The sequence below is a fragment of the Janthinobacterium sp. AD80 genome (genome assembly GCF_002878455.1).
Classification (GTDB): Bacteria; Pseudomonadota; Gammaproteobacteria; order Burkholderiales; family Burkholderiaceae_D; genus Janthinobacterium.
Genome location: NZ_NRDQ01000112.1, coordinates 1 through 23,313, shown reverse-complemented (window position 1 = coordinate 23,313; position 23,313 = coordinate 1). Strand labels below are relative to the sequence as shown.

The 23,313-nt window shown below is 61.1% G+C and carries 12 protein-coding genes; 6 read left to right on the top strand and 6 right to left on the bottom strand.

Translation table 11 applies throughout. The features are described from left to right. Nucleotides 1-229: 229 nt before the first annotated feature. From tldD to JaAD80_RS19940, 3 genes are all read right to left on the bottom strand, one after another. Nucleotides 230-1,690: a metalloprotease TldD gene (gene tldD / locus JaAD80_RS19950; RefSeq protein ID WP_102296597.1), complete on the bottom strand. Its 1,461-nt coding sequence runs from the start codon at nucleotides 1,688-1,690 to the stop codon at nucleotides 230-232. Between the two features lie 138 nt (nucleotides 1,691-1,828). Beyond that, nucleotides 1,829-2,629 carry a carbon-nitrogen hydrolase family protein gene (locus JaAD80_RS19945; protein WP_102296595.1) on the bottom strand — a complete coding sequence of 267 codons (801 nt, stop codon included), beginning with the start codon at nucleotides 2,627-2,629 and terminating at the stop codon, nucleotides 1,829-1,831. A 28-nt stretch (nucleotides 2,630-2,657) separates the two neighbouring features. Further along, entirely contained in the window at nucleotides 2,658-6,818 is a 4,161-nt protein-coding gene (locus JaAD80_RS19940; protein WP_308410625.1) for a YhdP family protein, read from the bottom strand. A 268-nt stretch (nucleotides 6,819-7,086) separates the two neighbouring features. Here JaAD80_RS19940 and glnE point away from each other — a divergent pair, with 268 nt between their 5' ends. The 5 genes from glnE to JaAD80_RS19915 all read left to right on the top strand — a co-directional run bounded on the left by glnE (nucleotide 7,087) and on the right by JaAD80_RS19915 (nucleotide 15,491). After that, nucleotides 7,087-9,840 carry a bifunctional [glutamate--ammonia ligase]-adenylyl-L-tyrosine phosphorylase/[glutamate--ammonia-ligase] adenylyltransferase gene (gene glnE / locus JaAD80_RS19935; protein WP_102296594.1) on the top strand — a complete coding sequence of 918 codons (2,754 nt, stop codon included), beginning with the start codon at nucleotides 7,087-7,089 and terminating at the stop codon, nucleotides 9,838-9,840. A 1,019-nt stretch (nucleotides 9,841-10,859) separates the two neighbouring features. Next, the gene (locus JaAD80_RS19930; RefSeq protein ID WP_258003098.1) at nucleotides 10,860-13,709 is read left to right on the top strand and encodes a TonB-dependent receptor domain-containing protein; all 2,850 of its coding nucleotides are present in this window, start codon (nucleotides 10,860-10,862) and stop codon (nucleotides 13,707-13,709) included. A 101-nt stretch (nucleotides 13,710-13,810) separates the two neighbouring features. Beyond that, nucleotides 13,811-14,275, top strand: a complete 465-nt coding sequence (locus JaAD80_RS19925; protein ID WP_258003097.1) for a hypothetical protein — start codon at nucleotides 13,811-13,813, stop codon at nucleotides 14,273-14,275. A gap of 107 nt (nucleotides 14,276-14,382) precedes the next feature. Continuing rightward, nucleotides 14,383-15,165: a YoaK family protein gene (locus JaAD80_RS19920; RefSeq protein WP_102296589.1), complete on the top strand. Its 783-nt coding sequence runs from the start codon at nucleotides 14,383-14,385 to the stop codon at nucleotides 15,163-15,165. 137 nt (nucleotides 15,166-15,302) lie between these two features. Then, on the top strand, nucleotides 15,303-15,491 hold the full coding sequence (locus tag JaAD80_RS19915) for a hypothetical protein (RefSeq protein WP_146012443.1): 189 nt from the start codon (nucleotides 15,303-15,305) through the stop codon (nucleotides 15,489-15,491). 55 nt (nucleotides 15,492-15,546) lie between these two features. Here JaAD80_RS19915 and gap read toward each other — a convergent pair whose 3' ends face one another. After that, the gene (gene gap, locus JaAD80_RS19910) at nucleotides 15,547-16,557 is read right to left on the bottom strand and encodes a type I glyceraldehyde-3-phosphate dehydrogenase (protein ID WP_046685413.1); all 1,011 of its coding nucleotides are present in this window, start codon (nucleotides 16,555-16,557) and stop codon (nucleotides 15,547-15,549) included. A 92-nt stretch (nucleotides 16,558-16,649) separates the two neighbouring features. Continuing rightward, nucleotides 16,650-18,647, bottom strand: coding sequence for a transketolase (gene tkt, locus JaAD80_RS19905; protein ID WP_102296586.1), 1,998 nt, complete (start codon nucleotides 18,645-18,647; stop codon nucleotides 16,650-16,652). 196 nt (nucleotides 18,648-18,843) lie between these two features. Here tkt and JaAD80_RS19900 point away from each other — a divergent pair, with 196 nt between their 5' ends. Further along, nucleotides 18,844-19,569: a 16S rRNA (uracil(1498)-N(3))-methyltransferase gene (locus JaAD80_RS19900; RefSeq protein WP_102296584.1), complete on the top strand. Its 726-nt coding sequence runs from the start codon at nucleotides 18,844-18,846 to the stop codon at nucleotides 19,567-19,569. 186 nt (nucleotides 19,570-19,755) lie between these two features. On the opposite strand, the gene JaAD80_RS19895 is transcribed toward JaAD80_RS19900, so the two are convergent. After that, nucleotides 19,756-22,629, bottom strand: coding sequence for a TonB-dependent receptor domain-containing protein (locus tag JaAD80_RS19895; protein ID WP_102296582.1), 2,874 nt, complete (start codon nucleotides 22,627-22,629; stop codon nucleotides 19,756-19,758). Between the last annotated feature and the right edge of the window lie 684 nt (nucleotides 22,630-23,313).

Genomic DNA, 23,313 nt, shown 5'->3' with positions numbered 1-23,313 from the left:
GAATGCAGGTCGGGTTAGCGGGACGCAGCCACGCGTAACCCGACACCATTGTTGACTCGGCCGTTGGTGAATGTGGCTCGGTGATGTCGGCTTACGCCCTGCGGGCCAAGCCGACCTACGCAGGAGCATCCGATAAAATGCAGGTCGGGTTAGCGTGGCGCGGCCACGCGTAACCCGACAGCATTGTTGACTCGGCCGTTGCTGCCGCCTTACGCCCGACCGGCAAAAATCAGGCCGTGCCGCCGACCGTGATGCCGTCCAGGCGCAAGGTCGGCTGCCCCACGCCCACGGGCACGCTTTGCCCCTCCTTGCCGCACACGCCCACGCCCGAGTCCAGGCGCATGTCGTTGCCGATCATGGAGACGCGGTTGAGCACGTCCGGGCCATTGCCGATCAGGGTGGCGCCCTTCACCGGGTAGCTGAGCTTGCCGTTTTCAATGATGTACGCTTCGCTGGCCGAGAAGACGAACTTGCCGTTCGTGATATCGACCTGGCCGCCGCCGAAATTGACGGCGTACAGGCCGTTTTTCACGGAAGCGAGGATCTCGCCCGGGTCCCTGTCGCCGCCGAGCATATACGTGTTGGTCATGCGCGGCATCGGCAGGTGGGCGAACGACTCGCGGCGCGCATTGCCCGTCACGGGCATCTTCATCAGGCGCGCATTCATGGTGTCCTGGATATAGCCTTTCAGGATGCCATCTTCTATCAGGGTCGTGCACTGCGTGGGATTGCCTTCGTCATCGATATTCAATGAGCCGCGGCGGCCCGCCAGGGTGCCGTCGTCGACCACGGTGACGCCCTTGGCCGCCACGCGCTCGCCGATGCGTCCGGAAAATGCGGACGAGCCCTTGCGGTTGAAATCGCCTTCCAGGCCGTGACCGATCGCTTCGTGCAGCAGGATGCCGGGCCAGCCCGGGCCCAGCACGATGGTCATGGGACCGGCTGGCGCGGGGCGCGCTTCCAGGTTCACCAGCGCCGAATTGACGGCGTCGGTCGCGTATTGCTCCAGTACGGCATCGCTGAAATAGTCATAGCTGTAGCGTCCGCCGCCACCGGCTGAACCCGTCTCGCGGCGGCCATTCTGTTCCGCAATCACCGTCACGGAGACGCGCACCAGCGGACGGATATCGGCCGCCAGCACGCCATCGCTGCGCAGCACCAGCACCACGTCATATTCGCCGGCCAGGCCCGCCATCACTTGCACGACTCTCGGGTCTTTCGCACGCGCCATTTTTTCCACGCGCTCGAGCAGCTGCACCTTGGCCGTGGCGTCCAGCGATGCAAGCGGATCGTTGGGCAGGTACAGGGAGCGCCCGCCCTGCGGCTGCATGTGGCCGGCGATCTTGATCTTGCCCGCGCCGGCGCGCGCGATGGTGCGCGTGGCGGCCGCCGCTTCCAGCAGGGCCCGCTCGGAAATCTCGTCGGAATAAGAAAAGGCCGTCCTGTCGCCGGACACGGCGCGCACGCCAACGCCCTGGTCAATGGAAAAACTGCCCGTCTTGACGATGCCCTCTTCCAGGCTCCAGCCTTCGCTCTTGGTCGACTGGAAATACAGGTCGGCATAATCGACCTTGTGGGTAAACATCGTGCCCAGGGCTTTCAGCAGCTTGTCCTCGTCCAGGCCGAACGGCGTCAGCAGGATCTCGCGTGCCACGGCCAGGCTCGACAGATTGGGTTCAAATGGGTTCATGACTTTACACTCGCTAATGATATTCAAGGCAATCTCGGTACCTGACCGTGGCGCCGCCGTGCTTGGCACGGGACCGCCGAGGCGGTGAGCGTCGCAGACCTCACAGCGCGACGCGCAGCAGCTGATGTCAGGTGGCGCTCACATGGTGCGGTGGGCCAGGGCGGGCAAGGATTCGCGCACGCCAGCCAGAAACAGGGGATCGATCTCGCCGCTGACCACGCCCTCGCCTTCCGGCAGCACGGCCTTGACTTCGCCCCAGGGGTCGATCAGCATGCTGTGGCCCCAGGTACGGCGGCCGTTCGGATGCAAGCCGCCCTGCGCCGAGGCCAGCACATAGCACTGGTTTTCAATGGCACGCGCGCGCAGCAGCACTTCCCAGTGGGCGCGGCCCGTCGTATGGGTAAACGCGGCCGGCACGACCATCAGCGCGCAATCGCCCATGGCGCGGTACAGCTCGGGGAAACGCAGGTCATAGCAGACGGACAAGCCAACACGGCCGAACGGCGTCTCGATCGAACGCACCTGCGCGCCGGGCGCGATGGTGCGCGATTCATTATAGGATTCGGTGCCGCGCGTAAAACCGAACAGGTGGATCTTGTCGTAGCGGCCGGCCGGTTCGCCTTGCGGGTCATACACCAGGGTCGTGTTCAGCACTTTTCCTTCCTGGCCGGAAATCAAAGGCAAGGTGCCGCCGATCAGCCAGATGCCATGCTGGCGCGCCATCTGCGCCATGCCATCCTGGATCGGGCCGCTGCCGGGCTGCTCCGCGTGCGCCAGCTTGTCCGTTTCCTGCTGGCCCATGATGGCCCAGTATTCGGGCAGCACCACCAGCAGCGCGCCACCGGCGGCCGCCTGCGCCACCAGGCGCCGCGCCGTGGCCAGGTTGTCGTCCACGGACGGCGAAGACACCATTTGTATCGCTGCGACTGTATGCATCATTTCCACCTATTGTCATTCAAACGCCGGTCTATTTCGCCACCGCCTCCGCCGCCGCGGCGGCAGGAACGGCCAGAGGTTCCAATTTACCACCATCAAGCTTGGTCACCACGGGCGATTTCCACGGGCCGGCGATCTGCATGTGGTAAGTGAGCGCCTTCATCACGGGTGCGCGCAGGAACAGTTGCGCCAGGAAACTGCCCAGGCCGATGACGGGGTTGACGGCCAGCGCATACACGAGAGGACCGGTACCCAGATTGAATTCCGGAATCACCACTACGTGCAGATTCGTCGTTTCATTGGCGATGTCGGCCGTGCCATCCATCAGCACGGTGGCTGCCACGCCATGCATCTTGAGGTTATCGGTGGTCACCACGCCACGCTTGATGCTGGCGTTGGCCGTGATGCCGTCGAAGGCCAGGCCTTCGGAAAACACATCGTGGAAATCGAGTTTCAGCAAACGGGGCAAGGCTTGCAGGCTGAGCACACCCAGCAGCTTGGCCGCACCCGGGTCCTGCTTGAGGAACTGGCCCGACTCCACACTCATTTCGATCTGGCCCGACAAGGTGGGAATGTCCAGCGAATACGGCAAGCCATTCCAGGCGATGTCGCCGCTCAGGCGGCCCTTGCCGCGACGCACGGTATCGGCAAAGCCGAAGCGGTCCAGCAGCTTGCCCGCATCGACGATGTCGAGGCCGAAACGCAGGCTGGTCGTGCTTTGCCCATCCTTGATGACCCATTTTCCATTGCCGCTCAGGGCGCCATCGGGATTCGACAATTGCAGCTTGCCCACGCGCCACTCGCGCCCGCCGGCCGCCATGGTGTTATAGGCCTGCAACTCCAGCCGGCCGATCTTCTTGTTGAACAGCTCGAATTGCTCGGCGACGATATCGAGCGAAGGGATGGACTGCGCGCCGCTCTTGCCTTCGAGCAGATTTTTCACATCGTTGGCGGCCGATTCCGGGATGATCAGGGACGACAGGCGCGCCGTCATCTTGCCCAGGCCGGACGGCGTTTCCAGCCACGTCACATAACCGGACACCTGCTTCGCATCGATATTGGCCTGCCATACATCTTTCTGGTGCGTGGCGCCCACCACCACGTTTTCCAGCTTGCGCTCGCCCAGCATCAGTTCGCTGGCACGCGCCGCCATCATGTCGGGCACCACATACTGGGCGATATCGGGCGCGTCGCCATCGACGCCGGTGTCGCTGGTGGCCGCGCCACTGCCGGCGATTTCGCTGCCGGCGGCGATCCAGCTATCCACGTCCAGGGTCTTCATGTTGACGTTGAGCATCATGCCACTGTCCGGTTCCGGCGCCGGCACGTTCACGCCGATGCCGCCGCGCACCAGACGCCAGGCGTCCTTGCCCTGCTTCTGGCGCTGGTAGCGCGCCGCGATGCCGGAACCGAGGGCGATGCGGATATCGTCCGTGCGCAAGCCGGCCCCGTTTGCCGCATTGCCCGTCAGGGTGAATTTCACGGGCAGGCTGTCGCCGGCCGCTTTTTTCAGGGGCGCGGGGAAATCCAGGCCCAGGCCCGTCAACGGCGACTCCACATTGACGATGACCTGGTGGTCGCGCGCCGTGATCAGGCCGTTATAGCGGGCGCCGCCGTTCAAATGTTTGGCCAGGCGCTGCAGCACGGGCGCCGGATAGGTCTTGCGCAAGCCATCGATGGTCATGTTGCCGGCAATCTTGACCTGGATGGAATTGTCCGGCTGCGTACCGCCCGAAATGGCCAGCGGCCCGCCCAGCAGACTGCCGTTCAAGCCGTTCAGGTTGACGCCCTTCTCGTTGAACTCGATCTTGCCCTGCGTGCCCAGCACGGGCGGCATGTCATGGAACAGCACCACGTCGTTGCCGGCCAGCTGCAGGCTGCCCTGGACAGTCGATTCCATCAGGCGTTCGATCGGCAGGTGCAGCTTCAATGCCAGCTTGGCGTTGCCGGTGGCTGTGGTTTCATCCGTGAAATGCTCGATCCAGCCCAGCACGGGGCTGGCTGTCACGTACTTGAGGAATTCCTGCATCGGGCCGGCCGCGTTGCCATCGATATCGAGCAAGGTATCGAACACGGTCAGGTCGGGGATCACGGCTTTCACGTTCGTCAGGGCTACGCCACCCGTAGTGGCCGTGTCGCCCCGGATTTCCATGCGCGCGCGCTCGAAAATGAAACTGCCCTTGATCTTTTCCGCCTGCGGCCACAGCGGCGCCTTGCCCGCCAGCGTACCGCTTTCGGCAAATTCGCCGGGCGCGTAGTTCAGAATGCCATTGTCAAGCTTGCCGGCCACGCGGAATTCGCCGCGGTTGCGCTGCGCCGACGACGCCGCATTGAAAGGGAAATGCTCGAGTTCGCCGCGCAGGCGCAGGTTGACGTCGTGCGCCACGCCGCCTTCGAGCGCGCCCGTCAGCCAGTGGCGCAGATGCTCGGGCGTTTGCACGGGCAAATAGCGGCCGATGGTGTTGATCTCGAAATTGTCGATCGTACCGGTCACATCCACCTGGCCCAGATTCTTGCCATCGAGCGGCATGCGGTGCGTACCGTGCAGGGCCACGCGCAAGCCTTGCTGATCGAAGTCCAGCTTGTCCAGCTCGACTTGCAGCATATTGTCAGCCTCGAACTTCCAGCGCGCCTGCATGGCGAATTGGGCGAATGGCAAGGCCGGTTCGCTCAGATAGGAAGGAAACTGCAGCACCAGGTCTTGCGCGTCGATGGCGATGGTGCCGCCCTGGTCGCTGGCGTCGATACTGCCCGTCAAGTGGTCAAAGCCGGGGATGGCCGGTGCGGCAGCCTGCGCGGGCGTGCTCGCCGTCTTCGCCACGGCCAGGCGCGCCGGCTGCGCATTCAGCCCCAGCCCGACGAGCTTGCCGCGCAAACGGTAGCTGGCGGGCGTGGCCATGTCGCCGTCCCATTGGGCGACAAAATCCTGCAAGCGGCCGCGTGGCGCCAGGGCATCCAGGCGCTGGCGCTGTTGCGTGCCCAGCGGCAACTTGTCCGCCAGCGCGGCCAGGGTCTGCAGATCGAGGGACTGGGCCGTGATTTCCGTGCGCGCCGGCTTGCGTCTGGTGGCGGCGATGTAACGCTCGGACAGGGTCGTGGGTGGCAGGCTGAGACCATCGCGCGTTTCCAGAGCGAAATTGGTCAGCTGCACCTGGTGCCCGTTCGCGCCAAAGGTCGGCTTGCCATCCGGCACTTGCACCGACAAGTCTTCCTTCGCCGAGATGCGTCCGCTCACCGTCAGCAAATCCATCGGAGCGATGTGCGGGCCCAGTTGCGCCTGCACATCCGTCAGGCCCACATCGGCCGTGAAACCGGCCAGGCGCGCGTGATCCAGGCTCAGCCAGGCACGCAGGGCGCCCTTGCCCTGGCTCAGTTCAAACGGGTAATCAAGATAGCGGCGCCAGGCGGCCAGGTCGGCGTTTTTCAGGTCGGCGTACAGCTCTCCCTTCCACATCGACACATCCGAGATGCGCGTGCTGAAAGGCGGATGCGTGAAGTGAGCGCGCACATCGATCGGGGCGGCCAGGCTGGCCGGCGGGGTCGCCTGCAAACCCAGGCGGTGGCTGCGCCAGCGGTTGCGCAGCAGCACATTCACCTGGGACAAGGCCAGCTCCGGCGTGCCGCGCTGCTCGTCCGTCCAGCGCACCTTGCCGTCGCGGATGACGATATCGTGCTGCGACAGCAGCCAGTCGGCGCCTTTGCCATCGCTGCCCTGCTTGCTGTCGACCAGCACGCCAGCCACATACAGGCGGCCATCCTTGCTGCGCCGCACGTCCAGGTCGGGCCGCGTGATTTCCAGGGTATCGAAACGCACGCTGCCGAGCACGCTCCACCACGACACGGTGGCCGACACGCTCGGCAGGCTCAGCGCCTGGCGCCCCGTCTGGTCGCGCAGGGTCACATCACCGAGGAACAGCGACGGCCGCACGCCATGCCAGGAAGCATAAATACGCGCAATACTGACGGGGTTGCCCAGCGCGCGGCTGGCCCCCCGCTCGATATCGCCTTTGTAGTAATCGATATTCGGCAGGATGGCGTAGCGCAGGAACAGGAACAGGACGGCGAAGGCGAAATACGCCAGCAGCACGCCTTTGATGGCGAAACCGAGCACATGATGGGTGGCCAGGTTCGCCATGCGATAGGCGGCACGCAGCCGCTGCCAGCGCAGGGCCAATGGCACATGTTCTGTCACGCTTGCTTCTGGCGGTTTTTGCATCAATAAGCTAATAAACTGGCCTGGCGTCAAATAATGGCAAAAATCGTCTGCATTCGTGGCGCGCGCGCGCATCCTTGCGCTTGCGTCCGGGCAAAGCCTCCCTTACCATCGTCCAGGAGAGTGCGCACTACCTGCCGGCATTATCACCGGCGGCACAATTTTACCGCATCCCCTGCCGTTCGCAGCCAAGTAAACCAAGAACCATGCACGAAGCATCCACGCAGCCCCTAACGATACCGCAACCATGAGCCAAACGCCCTTGATCTCCGCCTCCCGTTTCTACCAGCGTTGGCTCAATGCCGCCCCCGAACGCGCCGAACAGGTGGCGCAACTGGTGCGCACCCCGCTGGACCAGCTGGACTTTGGCGCCGCGCTGGCCCAGCAGGCGAACGCGGCCACGCCGCCGCTGCCGGCCGAGCGGGCCATGCGCCGCCTGCGCAATTTACTGGTGTGCGGCCTGATCGCGCGCGATCTTGGCGGCCAGGCCAACTTGAACGAAGTCGTCACGGCCATGACGGGCTTTGCCGATTTCGCCATCCGCACGCATGTGGACGCCATCATGGCCGAGATGGTGGCCCTGCACGGCATGCCCGTCGGCGAGGAATCGGGGCAGGAGCAGGCATTGATGGTGCTGGCGATGGGCAAGCAAGGCGGCGGTGAGCTGAATGTCTCGTCGGATATCGACCTGATCTTTGTTTACCCGGAAGATGGCGACACGCAAGCGGCCTTGCCCGGCCAGCGCAGCCTGTCCAACCACGAGTTTTTCATTCGCATGGGCAAGAAACTGATCGCCGCCCTGGCCGAGATCACGCAAGACGGTTTTACTTTCCGTGTAGACATGGCATTGCGCCCGAACGGCAACTCCGGTCCGCTGGCTGCCAGCCTGAGCATGGTGGAACAGTATCTGATCGTGCAAGGACGCGAATGGGAACGCTACGCCTGGGTCAAGGCGCGCGCCGTGACGGGCAAGGCCGAGGATATCGCCTCGCTCGACGCCATCGTGCGTCCCTTCGTCTTCCGCCGCTATCTTGATTTCGGCGTCATCGATGCCATCCGCACCATGCATGGCCAGATCCGCGCCGAGGTCAACCGCCAGGAGCGGCTGCACCCCGACCGCAGCAACAACGTCAAGCTGGGACGCGGCGGCATCCGCGAAATCGAATTCCTGGCGCAAGTGTTCCAGCTGATACGCGGCGGGCGCGATGCCGAGCTGCGCGAGCGCTCCACGCGCGCCACCCTGCGCACGGTGGCGGAAAAAGGCTTGCTGGAACCGGCCATCGTGGAACAGTTGCTTGGCTCATATACGTTCCTGCGCAACCTGGAACACCGGCTGCAATACCTGGACGATGCGCAGACCCACACCCTGCCGGCGAATGACGCCGACCGCCTGAGCGTGGCGCAGATGATGGGTTTGCCCGACACCCCCACCCTGCTGGCGCAGCTGGAAGCGCACCGCGTGTTTGTCGCAGGACAATTTGACGAAATGTTCAGCGACAAGAGCAGCGGCACGCCGCCAGCCGACACGGGCATCGACCCACAAACGTCCAACGAGTGCGCCGCCTCGGACCAGCAGGAAGCCATCGAAGCGCGTTTCGCCGCCCTGGGTTTCCATGAGCCGGCCGCCTGTGCGCGCCGCCTGCTGGCCACCTGGCAGGCGCCGCGTTTGCAATCCTTGCCCGAAGCGAGCCGCACGCGCCTCGTCGCCCTCGTCAATTCCGCCCTGCCCCTGATCACCGATTGCTCCGTTTCCAACGGCAACGCCAGCCAGCTGGCCACCCTGGGCCGCCTGCTCGATTTTTTGGAAGCCATCGCGCGCCGCTCCGCCTATCTGTCGCTGCTGACGGAGTATCCGCACACCCTGGAGCGCGTAGTGCGCATGGTGTGCGCCAGCGGCTGGGCCGCCACTTTCCTCACGCAGCACCCGATCCTGCTCGACGAGCTGTTAGACGAGCGCATCCGCAACACGGTGCCGGACCCGGCCGCGCTGGCGCTGGACCTGCAACGCCAGCTTGACGACGCGCCAGGCGACACGGAGCGGCAGATGGATATCCTGCGCGAAATGCACCATGCGCAGCTGTTCCAGTGCCTGGCGCAAGACCTGGCGGGCGACCTGAGCGTGGAAAAGCTGGCCGACTACCTGTCGCAGCTGGCCGACATCATCGTCGCCGCCACCGTGCAAGCCGTCTGGCAAACCATCCCCGGCCGCCACCGCGAGGTGCCGAAGTTCGCCGTCATCGCGTACGGCAAGCTGGGCGGCAAGGAACTGGGCTATGTCTCCGACCTCGACGTCATCTTCCTGTTTGACGACGACGACCAGGAAGCACCGGGCCTGTACGCCAAGCTGGCGCAGCGTTTCATTACCTGGATGACCTCGCACACCTCGGCCGGCATTTTGTTCGATATCGACATCGCCCTGCGTCCCGATGGCGCTTCCGGCATGCTGGTCTCCAGCGTGCAGGCATTCGAACGCTACCAGAGCAGCGCTGCCTGGGTGTGGGAACACCAGGCGCTCACGCGCGCGCGCTTTTGCGCCGGCGATTCCACCATCGGCAAGCATTTTGAACGCATCCGCGACACCATCCTGCGCAAGGAGCGCCCGGAAAACGGCCCGCTCAAGGGCGAAGTGGTGGCCATGCGCAAGAAAATGCTGGACGCGCACCCGCCACGCCCCGGCAACTTTGACTTGAAACAGGATCCGGGCGGCATGATCGACATCGAGTTCATGGTGCAATACCTGGTGCTGCAGCACGCGGCCCAGTATCCGCAGCTGACGGCGAATGCGGGCAATATCGCCCTGCTGCGCCTGTGCGGCGAACTGGGGCTGATCGACGCGCAGCTGGCCGCCCTCGTCGCCGACGCCTACCGCGCGCTGCGCAAGCTCCAGCACCAGATGCGGCTGCAGGGCCAGGACCTGGCCCGCGTGGAGCCGGAACGGGTGCGCGTGCATGCGGAAAATGTACGGCGCCTGTGGCAAGCGATCTTCCATGAGGCGGGCTGATCCTGCTTGCCAGGCAGACTTTGTCTGACTGTTGTCGCAAACTTACCACAAAAAAACCGGATGAACTGACGCCTGGCACCCGACCCGGCACGCAATCCTTGCGTGCCGGGTCGGGTCTCGGCACAACACGGCGCCGCCGCCATGCCACGTCTCAAACCAGCCGGCATCCTGTTTTTTCGCCGTTTCGCTTATCGCCCCCTTATCGCCAATAACAGTGGTAGAAAAAACATCCCATTCCCCCCTGGATGTTTTTTCCAAAAAAACGTCCAGGCGCGGCATATATTGTATTCATACGCGGCAGCAGTCAAAAAATCGCCGTTTCGCCTATGCCCAATACGGCCCCGATCCATGCAGGCCGGAATCCGCATTCAATAATCCGTCCACCATTTCCCATTTATTCCCCACGTATCAGCATGCAGGGCAAGAGTTCCCTCGTTGAAGCTCCCGCCTCTATGAGAGGACATTGCAAAATAGAATTTTAATTTTCAAAAATGCAATTTAATAATATAAGAAAAATAATCAAGTCCAGGCTGATTCATTCACTCCAGTTAATCGCCATATTTGAATACATTGCAAAATTCACGCGATGCATAAAAGACAATATAGCAAATAACATCAAGCAGTTCCATGCCGAAAATGATACGCGGATTTCACAATCCACACGCCATATTGTCTAGACAGGCAGCCAGCGCCGCCGCGTAATCCACGCCCCGGGAATTTTATTCCAGAAAAATATTGGCACCGATTTCATTGCCAGGCCCAGCAGCGTGAAGTTTCAGCTTGCACATCGCCAAAATTGTGCAGTCGCACAAAAAGATAATAAAAGTGCAAGTTGTTGTTATTTTTAAAGATTGCGAGTATTAAATTGACTTGAAAGTAGCGCTTATGTACAGTCGATTGTCGTAAAGTTTTTTAAAACATAACTATTAACTTACAACACAAGGGAATCGACAATGTTGAATGAAACAGTTCTAGCGCGTTCAGTACGCATCATATGCGCAGGCAGTATCGCGCTGACCATGCACTCCGCATTTGCTCAGACCGAAGAGGAAAATGTTACCAAGGTACAAGTCACGGGTTCGCGTCTGACTTCGCCGAATGCCGTTTCGCCTTCCCCGCTGCAAATCCTGACGTCGGCCGATATCGCCGCATCCGGTGCCACCAACTTGCAGGAACTGTTGCTGAAAAATCCAACGTTGGGTACCCCGACCATCAGCCGCACCAATTCCAACTTCCAGACCGCCAGCGTCGGCGTCGCTACGGTTGACCTGCGCAACCTGGGCACGTCGCGTACCCTGGTGCTGGTCAACGGCCGCCGCTTCGTTTCCGGCATTCCCGGCGAATCCGCGGTCGACATGAACACCATTCCGACCGACTTCATCGAACGCGTGGAACTGCTGACCGGTGGCGCATCGGCCGCCTACGGCTCGGACGCTGTGGCAGGTGTGGTCAACATCATCTTGAAACGCAACTTCAATGGCGTGCTGGTCGATGCATCGCTGGGCCAGAGCGACTACCACGACGACTCGAAGAAAAAACTGGCCATTACCTTCGGCACCAGCAGCGCCGACGGCGCCAGCAATATCATGGGTCACTTCGGCTATTCCAAGCAAGGCGCCGTGTACTCGCGCAACCGCAATGGCACCGGTGTCGACAACCAGTCGAAGGCAGCCATCACGGGCGATGCGGCCGACATCTTCACGCCTATCGCGCCGTTCTACTCGAGTATCTCGCCACAAGGCCGTTTCTTCCATGACAGCGGCGAATTCACGTACGACAAGGCTGGCAACGTCATTCCATGGAGCACCAACGGCTCGGCAGCCCTGGCGGCGACGGGCTTCAACCGCAATGCCTTCCGCACCATCGCCGTACCGACAGAACGCTTCCTGTTTGCCACCAACGGCACCCACGCCTTCGATGAAAACCACAGCGCCTTCTTCGAAGGCACATATTCGTCGACCAAGGTCACTTCGCGCATCGAACCGTTCGGCCTGCAAGCTGGCGATATTTTCCCGGATACGGGCCAGGTTCCTGCCGGAACCCTGGTCAACGGTGTCGTGGTGCGCAATCCACTGGTGCCGCAATACCTGTATGACCGTATTACCGACAACGATGGCGACGGCATTCCCGATTACTCGTTCTCGCGCCGCCTGTCCGAAGTCGGTACGCGCGGCAGCACGGCGGAACGCGATACCTTCCGCCTGGCGACCGGTTTGAAGGGCACGATCAAGGATTGGAACTATGAAGCCTTCGTGTCTTACGGCAAAACCAAGGAAGCACAGAATTCGTCCGGCCAGGTGAATGTGCAAAACTTCCGCAATGCCTTGCTGGGTACGCCTGACGGCAATGGCGGCGTACAGTGCTCGGATGCCATCGCACGTCTGCAAGGTTGCGTGCCAATCAATATCTTTGGCTACAACACCATCTCGCCCGAAGCATTGAAATATGTCACGGCACCTGGTTCGCTGATCACGTCGACCACGCAAAAAATTGCCGGCGGTAACGTTAGCGGCGAATTGTTCGAACTGCCAGCAGGCAAGGTCGGCCTGTCGGGCGGCGTCGAATGGCGCCAGGAAGAATCGAGCAGCACGCCCGATCCGCTGACGCAAGCCGGCTTGAACGCAGGCAATGCTACGCCGCCGACGTACGGCAAGTTCAGTGTCAAGGAAGCCTACCTGGAAACCCTGGTACCGATCTTGAAAAACAAGTTCCTGGCGAAACAGCTCGACTTCCGCGCCGCCTACCGCGTTGGCGACTACTCCACTGTCGGCCACACCAACAGCTGGAACACGGGCGTGGAATGGGCGCCGACGGCGGACGTGAAGTTCCGCGCCACGCGTTCGATCTCGACCCGTGCGCCGAACATCAACGAACTGTACTCGCCACCGAGCCAGGACTTCCCGAGCGGCCTGACCGATCCATGCCTGGGCGTCACGGCCAGTACGCCTGGCGCAACCGCAGCTGCCTGCCGCGCCAATCCTTACGTCCTGGCGAATATCCAGGCCAATGGCACGTTCAAGCAGTCGCAAGCCGACTTGCAGGGTATCAGCGGCTACAACCGCGGCAATCCTGACCTGAAGGCCGAGCAAGGCCGCTCGACGACCGTCGGCGTGGTCCTGACGCCGCGTTCGATCCCGGCGCTGAGCAAGTTCACCTTCACGGCCGACTACTTCGACATCAAGATCTCGGATGCCATCGTCAGCACGCCACGCCAGTATGCGCTGGGCCAATGCTACGGCGGCGGCAACCCGGCATTCTGCAGCTTCATCACGCGCCGTGCCGCCACCAGTGGCGACAACAACGTCGGCGCCCTGACGTATATTGATTCGGCCGTATCGAACAGCGGCGGCCTGGCCACCGAAGGTGTCGACTTGACCGCTTCGTGGGCGGATATGGTTGGCCCAGGCCGCCTGAGCGCCAAGATTCAATATACGCATGTCAAAGAGGGTTACGTCATTCCATTGAAAGATGCGGACAAGACCAAGGAAGAGCGTGATCTGTTTGCAGGCGAAATCGGCGCAGCCAAGAACAAGGCCAACCTGAACCTGGCCTACAAATGGGGCAGCTTCGGCATCAGCAGCACCACGACCTTCATCGGGGCGTCGGCGCTGGATGACCAGTACCTGGCACAGTTCGACCTGCCAGCCAATGCCATCAAGGTTGGCTCGCGCACCTACCAGGACTTCCAGCTCACCTTCGACGTGAAGAAGCAAGTGCAACTGTATCTGGGCATCGACAATGCCTTCGACACGGCCGCACCGATGATCCTGAGCGGCGTGACCGGCAACAGCACCGGCACCAACACCAACGCGGGTACGTATGACCCGATTGGCCGCCGCTACTATGTCGGCGTGCGCGTGACGATGTAATCCTGCGCGGGATGGGGGCGCCAGCGCTCCTCATCCTCGCAACAACGGCGCGCTACGGCGCGCCGTTTTCTTTTCCGCAGAAGAAAATATAGGGAATGGATATGAAGAAATTATTACTGTTGCTGGCGGTATGTGGTCCTGCCATGGCCGACGATGCGGCGACATTGCATTGCCGCACCTTGAAAGATGGCCCGGCACGGCTGGCGTGCTATGACGCCATGCCAGTCGGTGCTGCGCCGGCCGCGGTGGCGGCTGCGGCGCCCATGACGGTGGAACAGCAAAAACAGGCGTTCGGCATGGAAGGCAAGCAAAAACGTGCCGTCGATGCCATGGCGGCACCGCAGTTGGCCAGCCTGAGCAGCCATATTCCCGGCAAGTTCGAAGGCTGGCAGCCGGGGCAGACCATTACCCTGGCCAACGGGCAGCGCTGGAAAGTGGTCGACGGCAGCGATGGCGTGGTGGTCGGCAAGGACTTGAAAGCCACGCTGGTGCGCGGCATGCTGGGCGCCATCTTCCTCGATATCGACGGAGCTTCGCGCTCGCCCAAGGTGGTGCGCATCCAATAGGGCTGGCCAGCGGCAGCCTTGGGGAAAGTAACTGGCAAAATGGCCCGTGGCGGCGCCGCAGCGTATGATAGTGGCAAGTACCGCCACGCCAAAGGAAACCCGCATCCATGCCCTTGCACTACCTGTCGCGCCTGAGCGGCGCCAGGCGCGACCAGCGCGCCAACCTGCAGCTGGGCTGCGTGCTGGCGCTGGTGGCCGGCGCCGTGAATGCGGGCGGCTTCCTGGCCATCGGCGGCTATACCTCGCACATGACGGGCATCGTCTCGGGCATGGCAGATGACTTGGCGCTGGGCAATATCACGGTAGCCTTGGCGGCGCTGGGCGCCTGGCTGGCCTTCGTCAGCGGCGCAGCCGTGACGGCCATCATGGTGAACTGGGGCAAGCGGCGCCGCCTGCACAGCCAGTTCGCCGCCAGCCTGCTGCTGGAAGCGGCGCTGCTATTGCTGTTCGGCCTGACGGGCAACTACCTGGCTGCCATGCCCGACGTGCTCGGTCCCGTCACCATCTTGCTGCTGTGCTTTGTGATGGGCTTGCAGAACGCCATCATCACCAAGATCTCGGGCGCCGTCATCCGCACCACGCACGTGACGGGCCTGTCCACCGATATCGGCATCGAACTGGGCAAGATGGCCTATTACAACCGGCGTGCCTTGCCCGACCGCGTGGTCAGGGTCAACCGGGGCAAGCTCATCACGCACAGCCTGCTGATTGCCTGCTTCTTCGTCGGCGGCGTCAGCGGCGCCCTCGCCTTCAAGCACATCGGCTTTCCCGCCGCCACCATCCTGCTGGCCGGCGTGCTGACCCTGCTGTCCGGCGTGCCCGTGCTGCGCGACCTGCGCCTGCTGTGGCGCTTTTACCGGCGCCGCCTGTACCTCAGCACCTTGCGTTAGCAGAAATATTTTTCTTTATAGCAATAATTTATTGGTTTTAATGCTAATATTTTTCTGCGCCCGGCAAGCTCATCACGCCTGCCGTGGCGGCCTTTTGATTCGACACCCTACCGTTGTCCAATTCTGAAAGCGAGAAAATGATTTCCATTAAAAAAGCCCTGTTTGTCTTTGCCGCCAGTGTCGGCATCGCCGCTTCGTTCTCCAGCACCGCCGCCGTGCGCTCCTGGGTGCCTTCGGAAAACTGCGATTACATCCTCAACATGTGCTATCAGGGCGTCGAGGCATCATGTGAACAGTGGCGCAATCAGTGCGAACCCAAGGAGTAAGCGCAACAGACGAAAAAAAACGCCCTTGCGGGCGTTTTTTACATGGCGGCCAGAGTTACTTGGCGGACATCAGTGCAACGGTGGTATCGAGCATGCGGTTCGAGAAACCCCACTCGTTGTCATACCACGACGATACTTTGACCAGGCGGCCCGACACTTTGGTCAGGGTCGAATCGAAGTTCGACGAGGCCGGGTTGTGGTTGAAGTCGATCGATACCAGCGGTTCGGTCTGGTACGTCAGGATGCCTTCCAGCGCGCCTTCCGAAGCGGACTTCATCAGGGCGTTGACTTCTTCCACCGTGGTGTCGCGCTTGGCGATGAACGACAGGTCGACCAGCGAGACATTGATGGTCGGCACGCGGATGGCGAAGCCGTCCAGCTTGCCATTCAGCTCAGGCAGCACCAGGCCAACGGCGGCAGCGGCGCCCGTCTTGGTCGGGATCATGCTCATGGTAGCCGAACGGGCGCGGCGCAGGTCTTCATGCATCACGTCGGACAGCACCTGGTCGTTGGTGTAGGCGTGCACGGTGGTCATCAGGCCCGTTTCGATGCCGATGGCGTCGTTCAGCGGCTTGACCAGCGGTGCCAGGCAGTTGGTGGTGCACGACGCGTTCGAGATGACGGTGTCGGTCGATTTCAGCACGGAATGGTTCACGCCGAACACAACGGTAGCGTCCACGTCCTTGCCGCCTGGTGCCGAAATGATGACTTTCTTGGCGCCGCCCTTCAGGTGAGCCGAAGCCTTTTCTTTGGTGGTGAAGAAGCCCGTGCACTCGAGCACGACGTCCACGCCCAGCTCACCCCATGGGATTTCAGCCGGGTTGCGCTGCGCGAATACGCGGATCGGATCGCCATTGACGATCATGTTGTCGCCCTCGACGGTAACCGTGCCGGGGAACTTGCCGTGCGCGGTGTCGTAGCGGGTCAGGTGGGCGTTCGATTTGGCATCGCCCAGGTCGTTGATGGCAACGATCTGGATATCCTGTTTCTTGCCGCCTTCATAGAAAGCGCGCAATACATTACGGCCGATGCGGCCGTAGCCATTGATTGCAACTTTGATCGTCATACTCTGCTCCTGATTGAATAGAAAGTACTTAGCACATTAAAAAAATCTGCTCGCCGCCGCGCCCATCTGCGGGGCGCTGGCGGCGGAAACGATTAGCCGGCGATAACAGCCTTGACCTTGGCCACGACGTTCTCGACCGTGAAGCCGAAGTGCTTGAACAGCACGCCAGCAGGAGCCGATTCGCCGAAGGTGTCGATACCCACCACGGCGCCTTCCAGGCCCACGTATTTGTACCAGAAGCTGGTCACGCCCGCTTCGATGGCCACGCGCGGCACGCCTTTCGTCAGCACGCTGGCCTTGTAGGCGGCGTCCTGGCGGTCATACACGTCGGTCGACGGCATCGACACGACGCGCACGTTAATGCCATCCGATGCCAGCGCGCTGGCGGCGGCGACGGCCAGTTCCACTTCGGAACCGGTGGCGATCAGGATCGCCTTGGCATCGGCCACGTCGTTCAGCACATAGCCGCCGCGGTAGATGTTCTCGATCTGTTCGGCGCTACGCTCCTGATACGGCAGGTTCTGGCGCGAGAAGATCAGGGTCGACGGACCATCCTTGCGGCGCACGGCGGCGCCCCAGGCAGCTGCCGACTCGACGGTGTCGCACGGACGCCAGTTGTCCAGGTTCGGGATCAAACGCATCGACGAGACGTGCTCGACCGATTGGTGCGTCGGGCCGTCTTCGCCCAGGCCGATCGAATCGTGGGTAAACACGAAGATCGAACGCAGTTTCATCAGGGCAGCCATGCGCAGCGCGTTGCGGCTGTAGTCGGAGAACGTCAGGAACGTGGCGCCGAACGGGATGTAGCCGCCGTGCAGGGTGATGCCGTTCATGATGGCGCTCATGCCGAATTCGCGCACGCCGTAGTTGATGTGATTGCCAGGCTGGCCCGAACGCACGGCCACGCACTCTTTCCAGTTGGTCAGGTTCGAACCGGTCAGGTCGGCCGAGCCGCCGAGGAATTCCGGCAAGGACGACGCCAGTGCCTGGATGGCGTTCTGGCTGGCCTTGCGGGTGGCGATGTTTTCTTTCTTCTCGACGCAGGACGCGATGGCGGCGCTCAGGGCCGCTTCGAATGCCTGTGGCAAGTCGCCCTGCATGCGGCGCGACAGTTCAGCGGCTTGCTGCGGGAATTCCTTGCCGTAGGCGGCGAAACGCTCGTTCCAGTCTTTTTCCAGCAGGGCGCCCTGCTCTTTCGCATCCCAGGCCGCATACACGTCGGCCGGCATCTCGAATGGCGCGGCATCCCAGCCGATGTATTCGCGCACGGCGGCGATTTCCTTGTCTCCCAGCGCGGCGCCGTGGACCTTGTCGCCGCCTTGCAGGTTCGGCGAACCCTTGCCGATGATGGTCTTGCAGCAGATCAGGGTTGGCTTCGATGCAGTCTTGGCGGCAGCGATGGCGGCGGCCACGGCGGCAACATCATGGCCGTCGACGGCGCGGATGACGTTCCAGCCGTACGCTTCGAAGCGTGCCGGGGTGTCGTCCGTGAACCAGCCTTCGACCTTGCCATCGATGGAAATGCCGTTGTCGTCGTACAGGGCGATCAGCTTGTTCAAGCCCAGGGTGCCGGCCAGTGCGCACACTTCGTGCGAAATGCCTTCCATCAGGCAACCGTCGCCGACGAAAGCATAGGTGTGGTGATTGACGATGTCGTGGCCAGGCTTGTTGAATTCAGCGGCCAGCAATTGCTCCGACAGGGCCATGCCGACGGCGTTGGCGATACCCTGGCCCAGGGGGCCGGTAGTCGTTTCAATGCCTGGCGTGATATCGACTTCCGGGTGGCCCGGAGTTTTCGAATGCATCTGGCGGAAAGCCTTGATGTCATCCATCGACAGGTCGTAGCCCGTCAGGTGCAGCAGCGCGTAGTGCAGCATCGAGCCATGGCCGTTCGACAACAGGAAACGGTCGCGGTTCTGCCATTTCGGATTCGCGGGATTGTGGCGATAGTGACCGCTCCACAGGGCAACTGCGATCTCGGCCATGCCCATCGGCATGCCAGGATGGCCGGAATTGGCCTTTTGTACAGCGTCCATTGCCAGTGCGCGGATCGCATTGGCCATTTTGGTAGTCGGGAGCGTAGTTGTCATGATGGTGTGGGTCAGTCGCGAGTTTGGGATTCGTTTGCAACAGCACGGACAAGAAAGAACCCAGGCCGGCTGCTTTATGTAGTCAACTATTTTACCAGACTAGGGGGCTGCAAATTAGAATTGCGGCGTACTGGCGGGCCAACTCGCTATACTTTACTGTCATTTCACCCTATTTTCATCCCCGTTGAGGATTTGCATGCCGCGTTTTTACTGCCCCCAGCCGCTCGTCGCCGGCACCACCATCGACCTGCCTGAAGCCGTCGCCCACCATATCGCCGTGGTGCGCCTGGCGCCGGGCGAGCTGATCACCCTGTTCAATGGCGAAGGCGGCGAAGTGCAGGCGTGCCTGGTGACGGTCGCCAAGCGCAGCGTGACGGCCGAGGTGCAGGCGCACGTGGCACGCGAAGCGGAACTGCCCTACGCCGTGACCCTGGCGCAGGCATTGCCGGAAGCGTCGAAGATGGACTGGATCATCGAAAAAGCCATCGAACTGGGCGCGGCAGGCATCGTGCCGCTGGCGGCGCAGCGCTGCGTCGTGCGCCTGTCCGCCGAGCGGGCTGAAAAGAAACTGGCGCACTGGCAAGGCATCATCGTCTCGGCCTCGGAACAAAGCGGACGCAACCGTCTGGCGCAACTGGCGCCACTGCAAGAATTCAACAGCTGGAGCAAACAGCAGGATTTACACAAGCGCATCATCCTGACGCCGCGCGCGCAGCAATCGCTGGCCGACTGGGCGCGCCACCAGCCGCCGCAAGCCGTGACCCTGATGGTGGGGCCGGAAGGCGGCTTTTCCGACGCGGAAGAAAAGGCAGCCCTGGCCGCCGGCGCCATCGGCCTGTCCATGGGGCCGCGCATCCTGCGCACGGAAACGGCGGGCCTGACGGCGCTGGCCACCTTGGGCGCGTTATGGGGCGGCATGTAGGCGCAAGCCAGCTTGCCGCAAGGCCGCCCGCATCCCATCCGCCGCGCCGGATGGATGCCACCCGGCACCTCCGCGCTCTTCCGGCAGTTGCGCCAGTCGATACTCCCTGCACATAAAAAAAACCCGCCAGGCGAACCTGGCGGGTTGTTTCAGACATTCATCCCAGGCTCCTTGCGGAGCGTGGTATTAGAACGACTGGTTGTAACGCACGTAGACGAAACGGTCGATTGGCAGGTTAGGATCTACCGACGACGACGACGATGCACCGCCGTAGTTGCTGTTGGCGCTGTACACGACCGCTGGCTTCTTGTCGAATACGTTATTCGCGCCGACCATGATGCGGCCTTTCCAAGGCGTAGCGTAAGAAACGTTCAGGTCGTTATACACAGTGGCGCCGACCTTGTTGTACGCGGTACGGACGTCAGTAGCCGGGTTCGAGCACTCGATGTCGTCGCCAAAGGCGCAATCAGCCTTGGTGCCGGAGATAAAGCGCGACGTGAACGAAGCACTCCAGTTGCCCAGAGCCCAATCCAGCGTCAGATTCGACTTCAGACGTGGCGTACCGAAATCGCCGGTGTACTCGTTCCAATCGGACGTTGCCGAGCTCTTGGTACGGAAAGTCTTGACCCAGGTCGATTGCGAATTGAGCGTGAACTGACCGTATGCCGTACGTGGCAGACGGTAAGCCAGACCAATGTCGACGCCTTCGGTTTCCATCGTACCCAGATTGGTATTGCCACGATTAAGGCTGATGATGGCGCCTGTCGAATCACGTTTCAGGTTGTTGCAGAACTCTTGAACGCCGTACTGGTAGCACTGGCTCAAGGTGTAAGGCGTACTCACTGCCGTGATGCGATTTTCGATCTGGATGTTAAACCAGTCCAGGGTAGTGGTAAAGCCTGGCACGAACGACGGGCTGTACACCAGACCCAGGGTACGGGTCGTCGCCGTTTCAGGTTTCAGGCTGCTGTTACCCGCACCCGTGTTGAACGGGATTGCGGTCTGTGCAGCAGCAGTCACCATCGCGCCAGTCGCATTGCGCTGACGGTAGTCGCTTGGAACGCCGCCTTTCGCGCAGTTTGCCGCAACCGTCGGGTTGGAGGTCTGGCCGTATTTGCTATCGCAAATATCCAGATAGCTGTCGAAGGATTGCGAACCGCCGCCGAAAGTATCATTCAGCGATGGAGCGCGGAAACCTTGAGCCCAGGTACCACGTGTCAGCAAGTCATTGACCGGTTTCCACATGAAGCTGGCCTTGCTGTTGGTCGTCGTGCCGAAGTTGCTGTAGTCCGAGTAGCGGCTAGCCAGATCGAGCGTCAGCAGCTTTGCGAACGGTTGGTCTTTCAGCAAAGGAATAATCGTTTCCAGGTACACTTCCTTGACCGTGTAGCGGCCAAAGGTGGCGTTACCTGCCAGGTCCGTGGTCAGATTCGACTGTGCGAACTGATCGGGAACGTCGTAACCGCGGACTTCGCGATGCTCCACGCCGCCGGCAAAGCCAACCGAACCCGCTGGCAGCGAGAACAGTTCACCCGTGATATCGGCAGTGACGCTGTTGACCGTGCTGCCGTAGGTGGCCTGGCCGTTTGCGGCGATATATTTCAACGCTTCCGGCGTCGAAGCCGATGGGCCGCCCAGGATGTTGAACGGTGTGCACTCTGCCAGACCGATCGGGTTGGCTGCCGTACCGCATTGCACCACGCCACTGGCGTTCAGGAACGATGGGCCCAGAGCCTTTTTCAGGTTGATCAGGTTCAGGTTACCGGTGCTCGACGACAAGCCGGTTACGGCATTGTGGTTGTAGCCTACGCTCCAGCCCCATGGCAGGCCGCGCAGCGTGAAGTCGCCTTCCAGCGAAGCATCGATGTGGACTGTCTGGTTCTTGCTCTCGGTAACGCGCGGCATTTCAATCATGCGACGGTAGAAGAACGCGTCCGAACCAGCACCGCCGGTGACGGAGGCGCCGATCGGGTTGTAATAGCTGTTCTTGTCGAGGTAGACAGGATACTTTGCCTGGCTCAGGCTGTTGAGCGGGTAGCCGCCGTTTTGACGGGTGGCGTTACGCTCCGAGAACATCGCCGTGCTGGCAAAACGGATGCCCATAGGCAGTTCATACGTGCCCTTGGTAAACATCGTCGTCAGCGTATTCGGCGACTGGAACATCATTTGCTCGGTCGTGTTGAACAGATCGTCCGGTGCTGCCGCATACGGGTGGTAGCTGGCCGGATTGCGCGAATCGGAACCCACGCCGTTCGGGCTTTGCCATGTGCCGGTGTGATTCAGATATTGGTTGACGCCGGTCGCAGCGCCGCTAGCGCTGACTTGACGGTAACGTCCCCACTGACCAACGCCAAGGCCGTCGAGTGGATGGTCAGGACCGTAGGTGGTGGCGGTGGACTTGCGATCCTTGGACCATACGACACCCGAAGTGGTGTGCGACAGGCCAAACATCAGGTTGGCTTTTTCGTCGCCAGCGCCATACGAGAAGCTGTAGTCCGAGTTCTTGCCATCACCCTTGTCGTTTTCACCCTTGTAGACGCTCATGTTGGCGCCTTGCATGGATTTTTTCAGAATGATGTTGACCACGCCGGAAATCGCGTCGGAACCGTAGATGGCCGATGCGCCATCTTTCAGCACTTCAATGCGTTCGATCATGGACGTAGGTACCGTCGACATGTCGGTGTAGCCGGCAACGGTGGTGGTCCAGCGCTTGCCGTTAACCAGCACCAGCAGACGTTGCGAACCCAGGCCGCGCATGTCGATGTACTGGCCGCCTTGCTCGCGGTTCGACGTCAGAGTCGATCCTTTGCTGAACGCTGGAGGACCGGCCGAAGTCAGTTGATTCAAGACATCGCCAACAGTCACCAGACCAGTCGCCTGGATCTGTTGCGCCGTCATTTTCAGAACAGGTTGAGCGGTCTCGAGATCGACCTGGCGAATGCGCGAGCCGGTAATTTCGACACGCTGTGGTGCTTCAGCTTCAGCTTGCGCCTGAGCAAAAGCGGTCATCGTATTCAATGCCAATGCCACTGCTACGGCAATCTTGGTGCGTTGATGCATAAGTTCTCCGATTTGAAATACTACCTACTGATCTAGTCAGGCTCTTGTAAACATAAAATTATGTTTAATGTCTTTCTTCCCGCGCCATCGGCCGTGTGTCCAACCGTTTATCGCTTTATGAGCGAGCCAGCGTCGTTACTATGACATTACGCCATCAAACCATTTTCAAAGCAGCACTGTCAATAATACTAAAAAACGGATTCATCCAAGAAACAACACTTTTTCTGATACCAACGTTTTAGTTTGCGCCAAAAAAAATTATTGCTACACTGCCTAGCAAATTCATATGCACCAACACGGTGCGTGCCAGATACTGCCTGTGTTTTGTACGCCTTTTCCTAGTGCGTCCCAATTACACGCCGGAAATGCACCACAGCGCCCGCCGATGTTGGAAAAAAAAATGCCGGCGTTGCTGAAAAAAGGTCCGCCAAACCGCTATCTTGTCCCTGGCGCACCAATGTGGCGCACCGGGACAGCAGCCATTCCAGCGTCTCTCCCGCATGGCACGGGCGTGGCGGCAGGCGCCGGCGCCAAGTAGCCTGTTGGTCACAGAGGCAACAATTAGCATGTTGGAAAAAATACAACAAAATAAACTAAAGCTATCAAAACTTCATTTTTTGCTCTACATTACGATCCAGCTTTCAAAGAAATAGTGACGTTGCAATGCAGCATCCGCGCTGATCG

Excerpts from the sequence above, each read along its gene's own strand:
- tldD (WP_102296597.1), bottom strand. The coding sequence starts at position 1,690 with ATGAACCCATTTGAACCCAATCTGTCGAGCCTGGCCGTGGCACGCGAG.
- JaAD80_RS19945 (WP_102296595.1), bottom strand. The coding sequence starts at position 2,629 with ATGATGCATACAGTCGCAGCGATACAAATGGTGTCTTCGCCGTCCGTG.
- glnE (WP_102296594.1), top strand. The coding sequence starts at position 7,087 with ATGAGCCAAACGCCCTTGATCTCCGCCTCCCGTTTCTACCAGCGTTGG.
- JaAD80_RS19930 (WP_258003098.1), top strand. The coding sequence starts at position 10,860 with ATGCACTCCGCATTTGCTCAGACCGAAGAGGAAAATGTTACCAAGGTA.
- JaAD80_RS19925 (WP_258003097.1), top strand. The coding sequence starts at position 13,811 with ATGAAGAAATTATTACTGTTGCTGGCGGTATGTGGTCCTGCCATGGCC.
- JaAD80_RS19920 (WP_102296589.1), top strand. The coding sequence starts at position 14,383 with ATGCCCTTGCACTACCTGTCGCGCCTGAGCGGCGCCAGGCGCGACCAG.
- JaAD80_RS19915 (WP_146012443.1), top strand. The coding sequence starts at position 15,303 with ATGATTTCCATTAAAAAAGCCCTGTTTGTCTTTGCCGCCAGTGTCGGC.
- gap (WP_046685413.1), bottom strand. The coding sequence starts at position 16,557 with ATGACGATCAAAGTTGCAATCAATGGCTACGGCCGCATCGGCCGTAAT.
- tkt (WP_102296586.1), bottom strand. The coding sequence starts at position 18,647 with ATGACAACTACGCTCCCGACTACCAAAATGGCCAATGCGATCCGCGCA.
- JaAD80_RS19900 (WP_102296584.1), top strand. The coding sequence starts at position 18,844 with ATGCCGCGTTTTTACTGCCCCCAGCCGCTCGTCGCCGGCACCACCATC.
- JaAD80_RS19895 (WP_102296582.1), bottom strand. The coding sequence starts at position 22,629 with ATGCATCAACGCACCAAGATTGCCGTAGCAGTGGCATTGGCATTGAAT.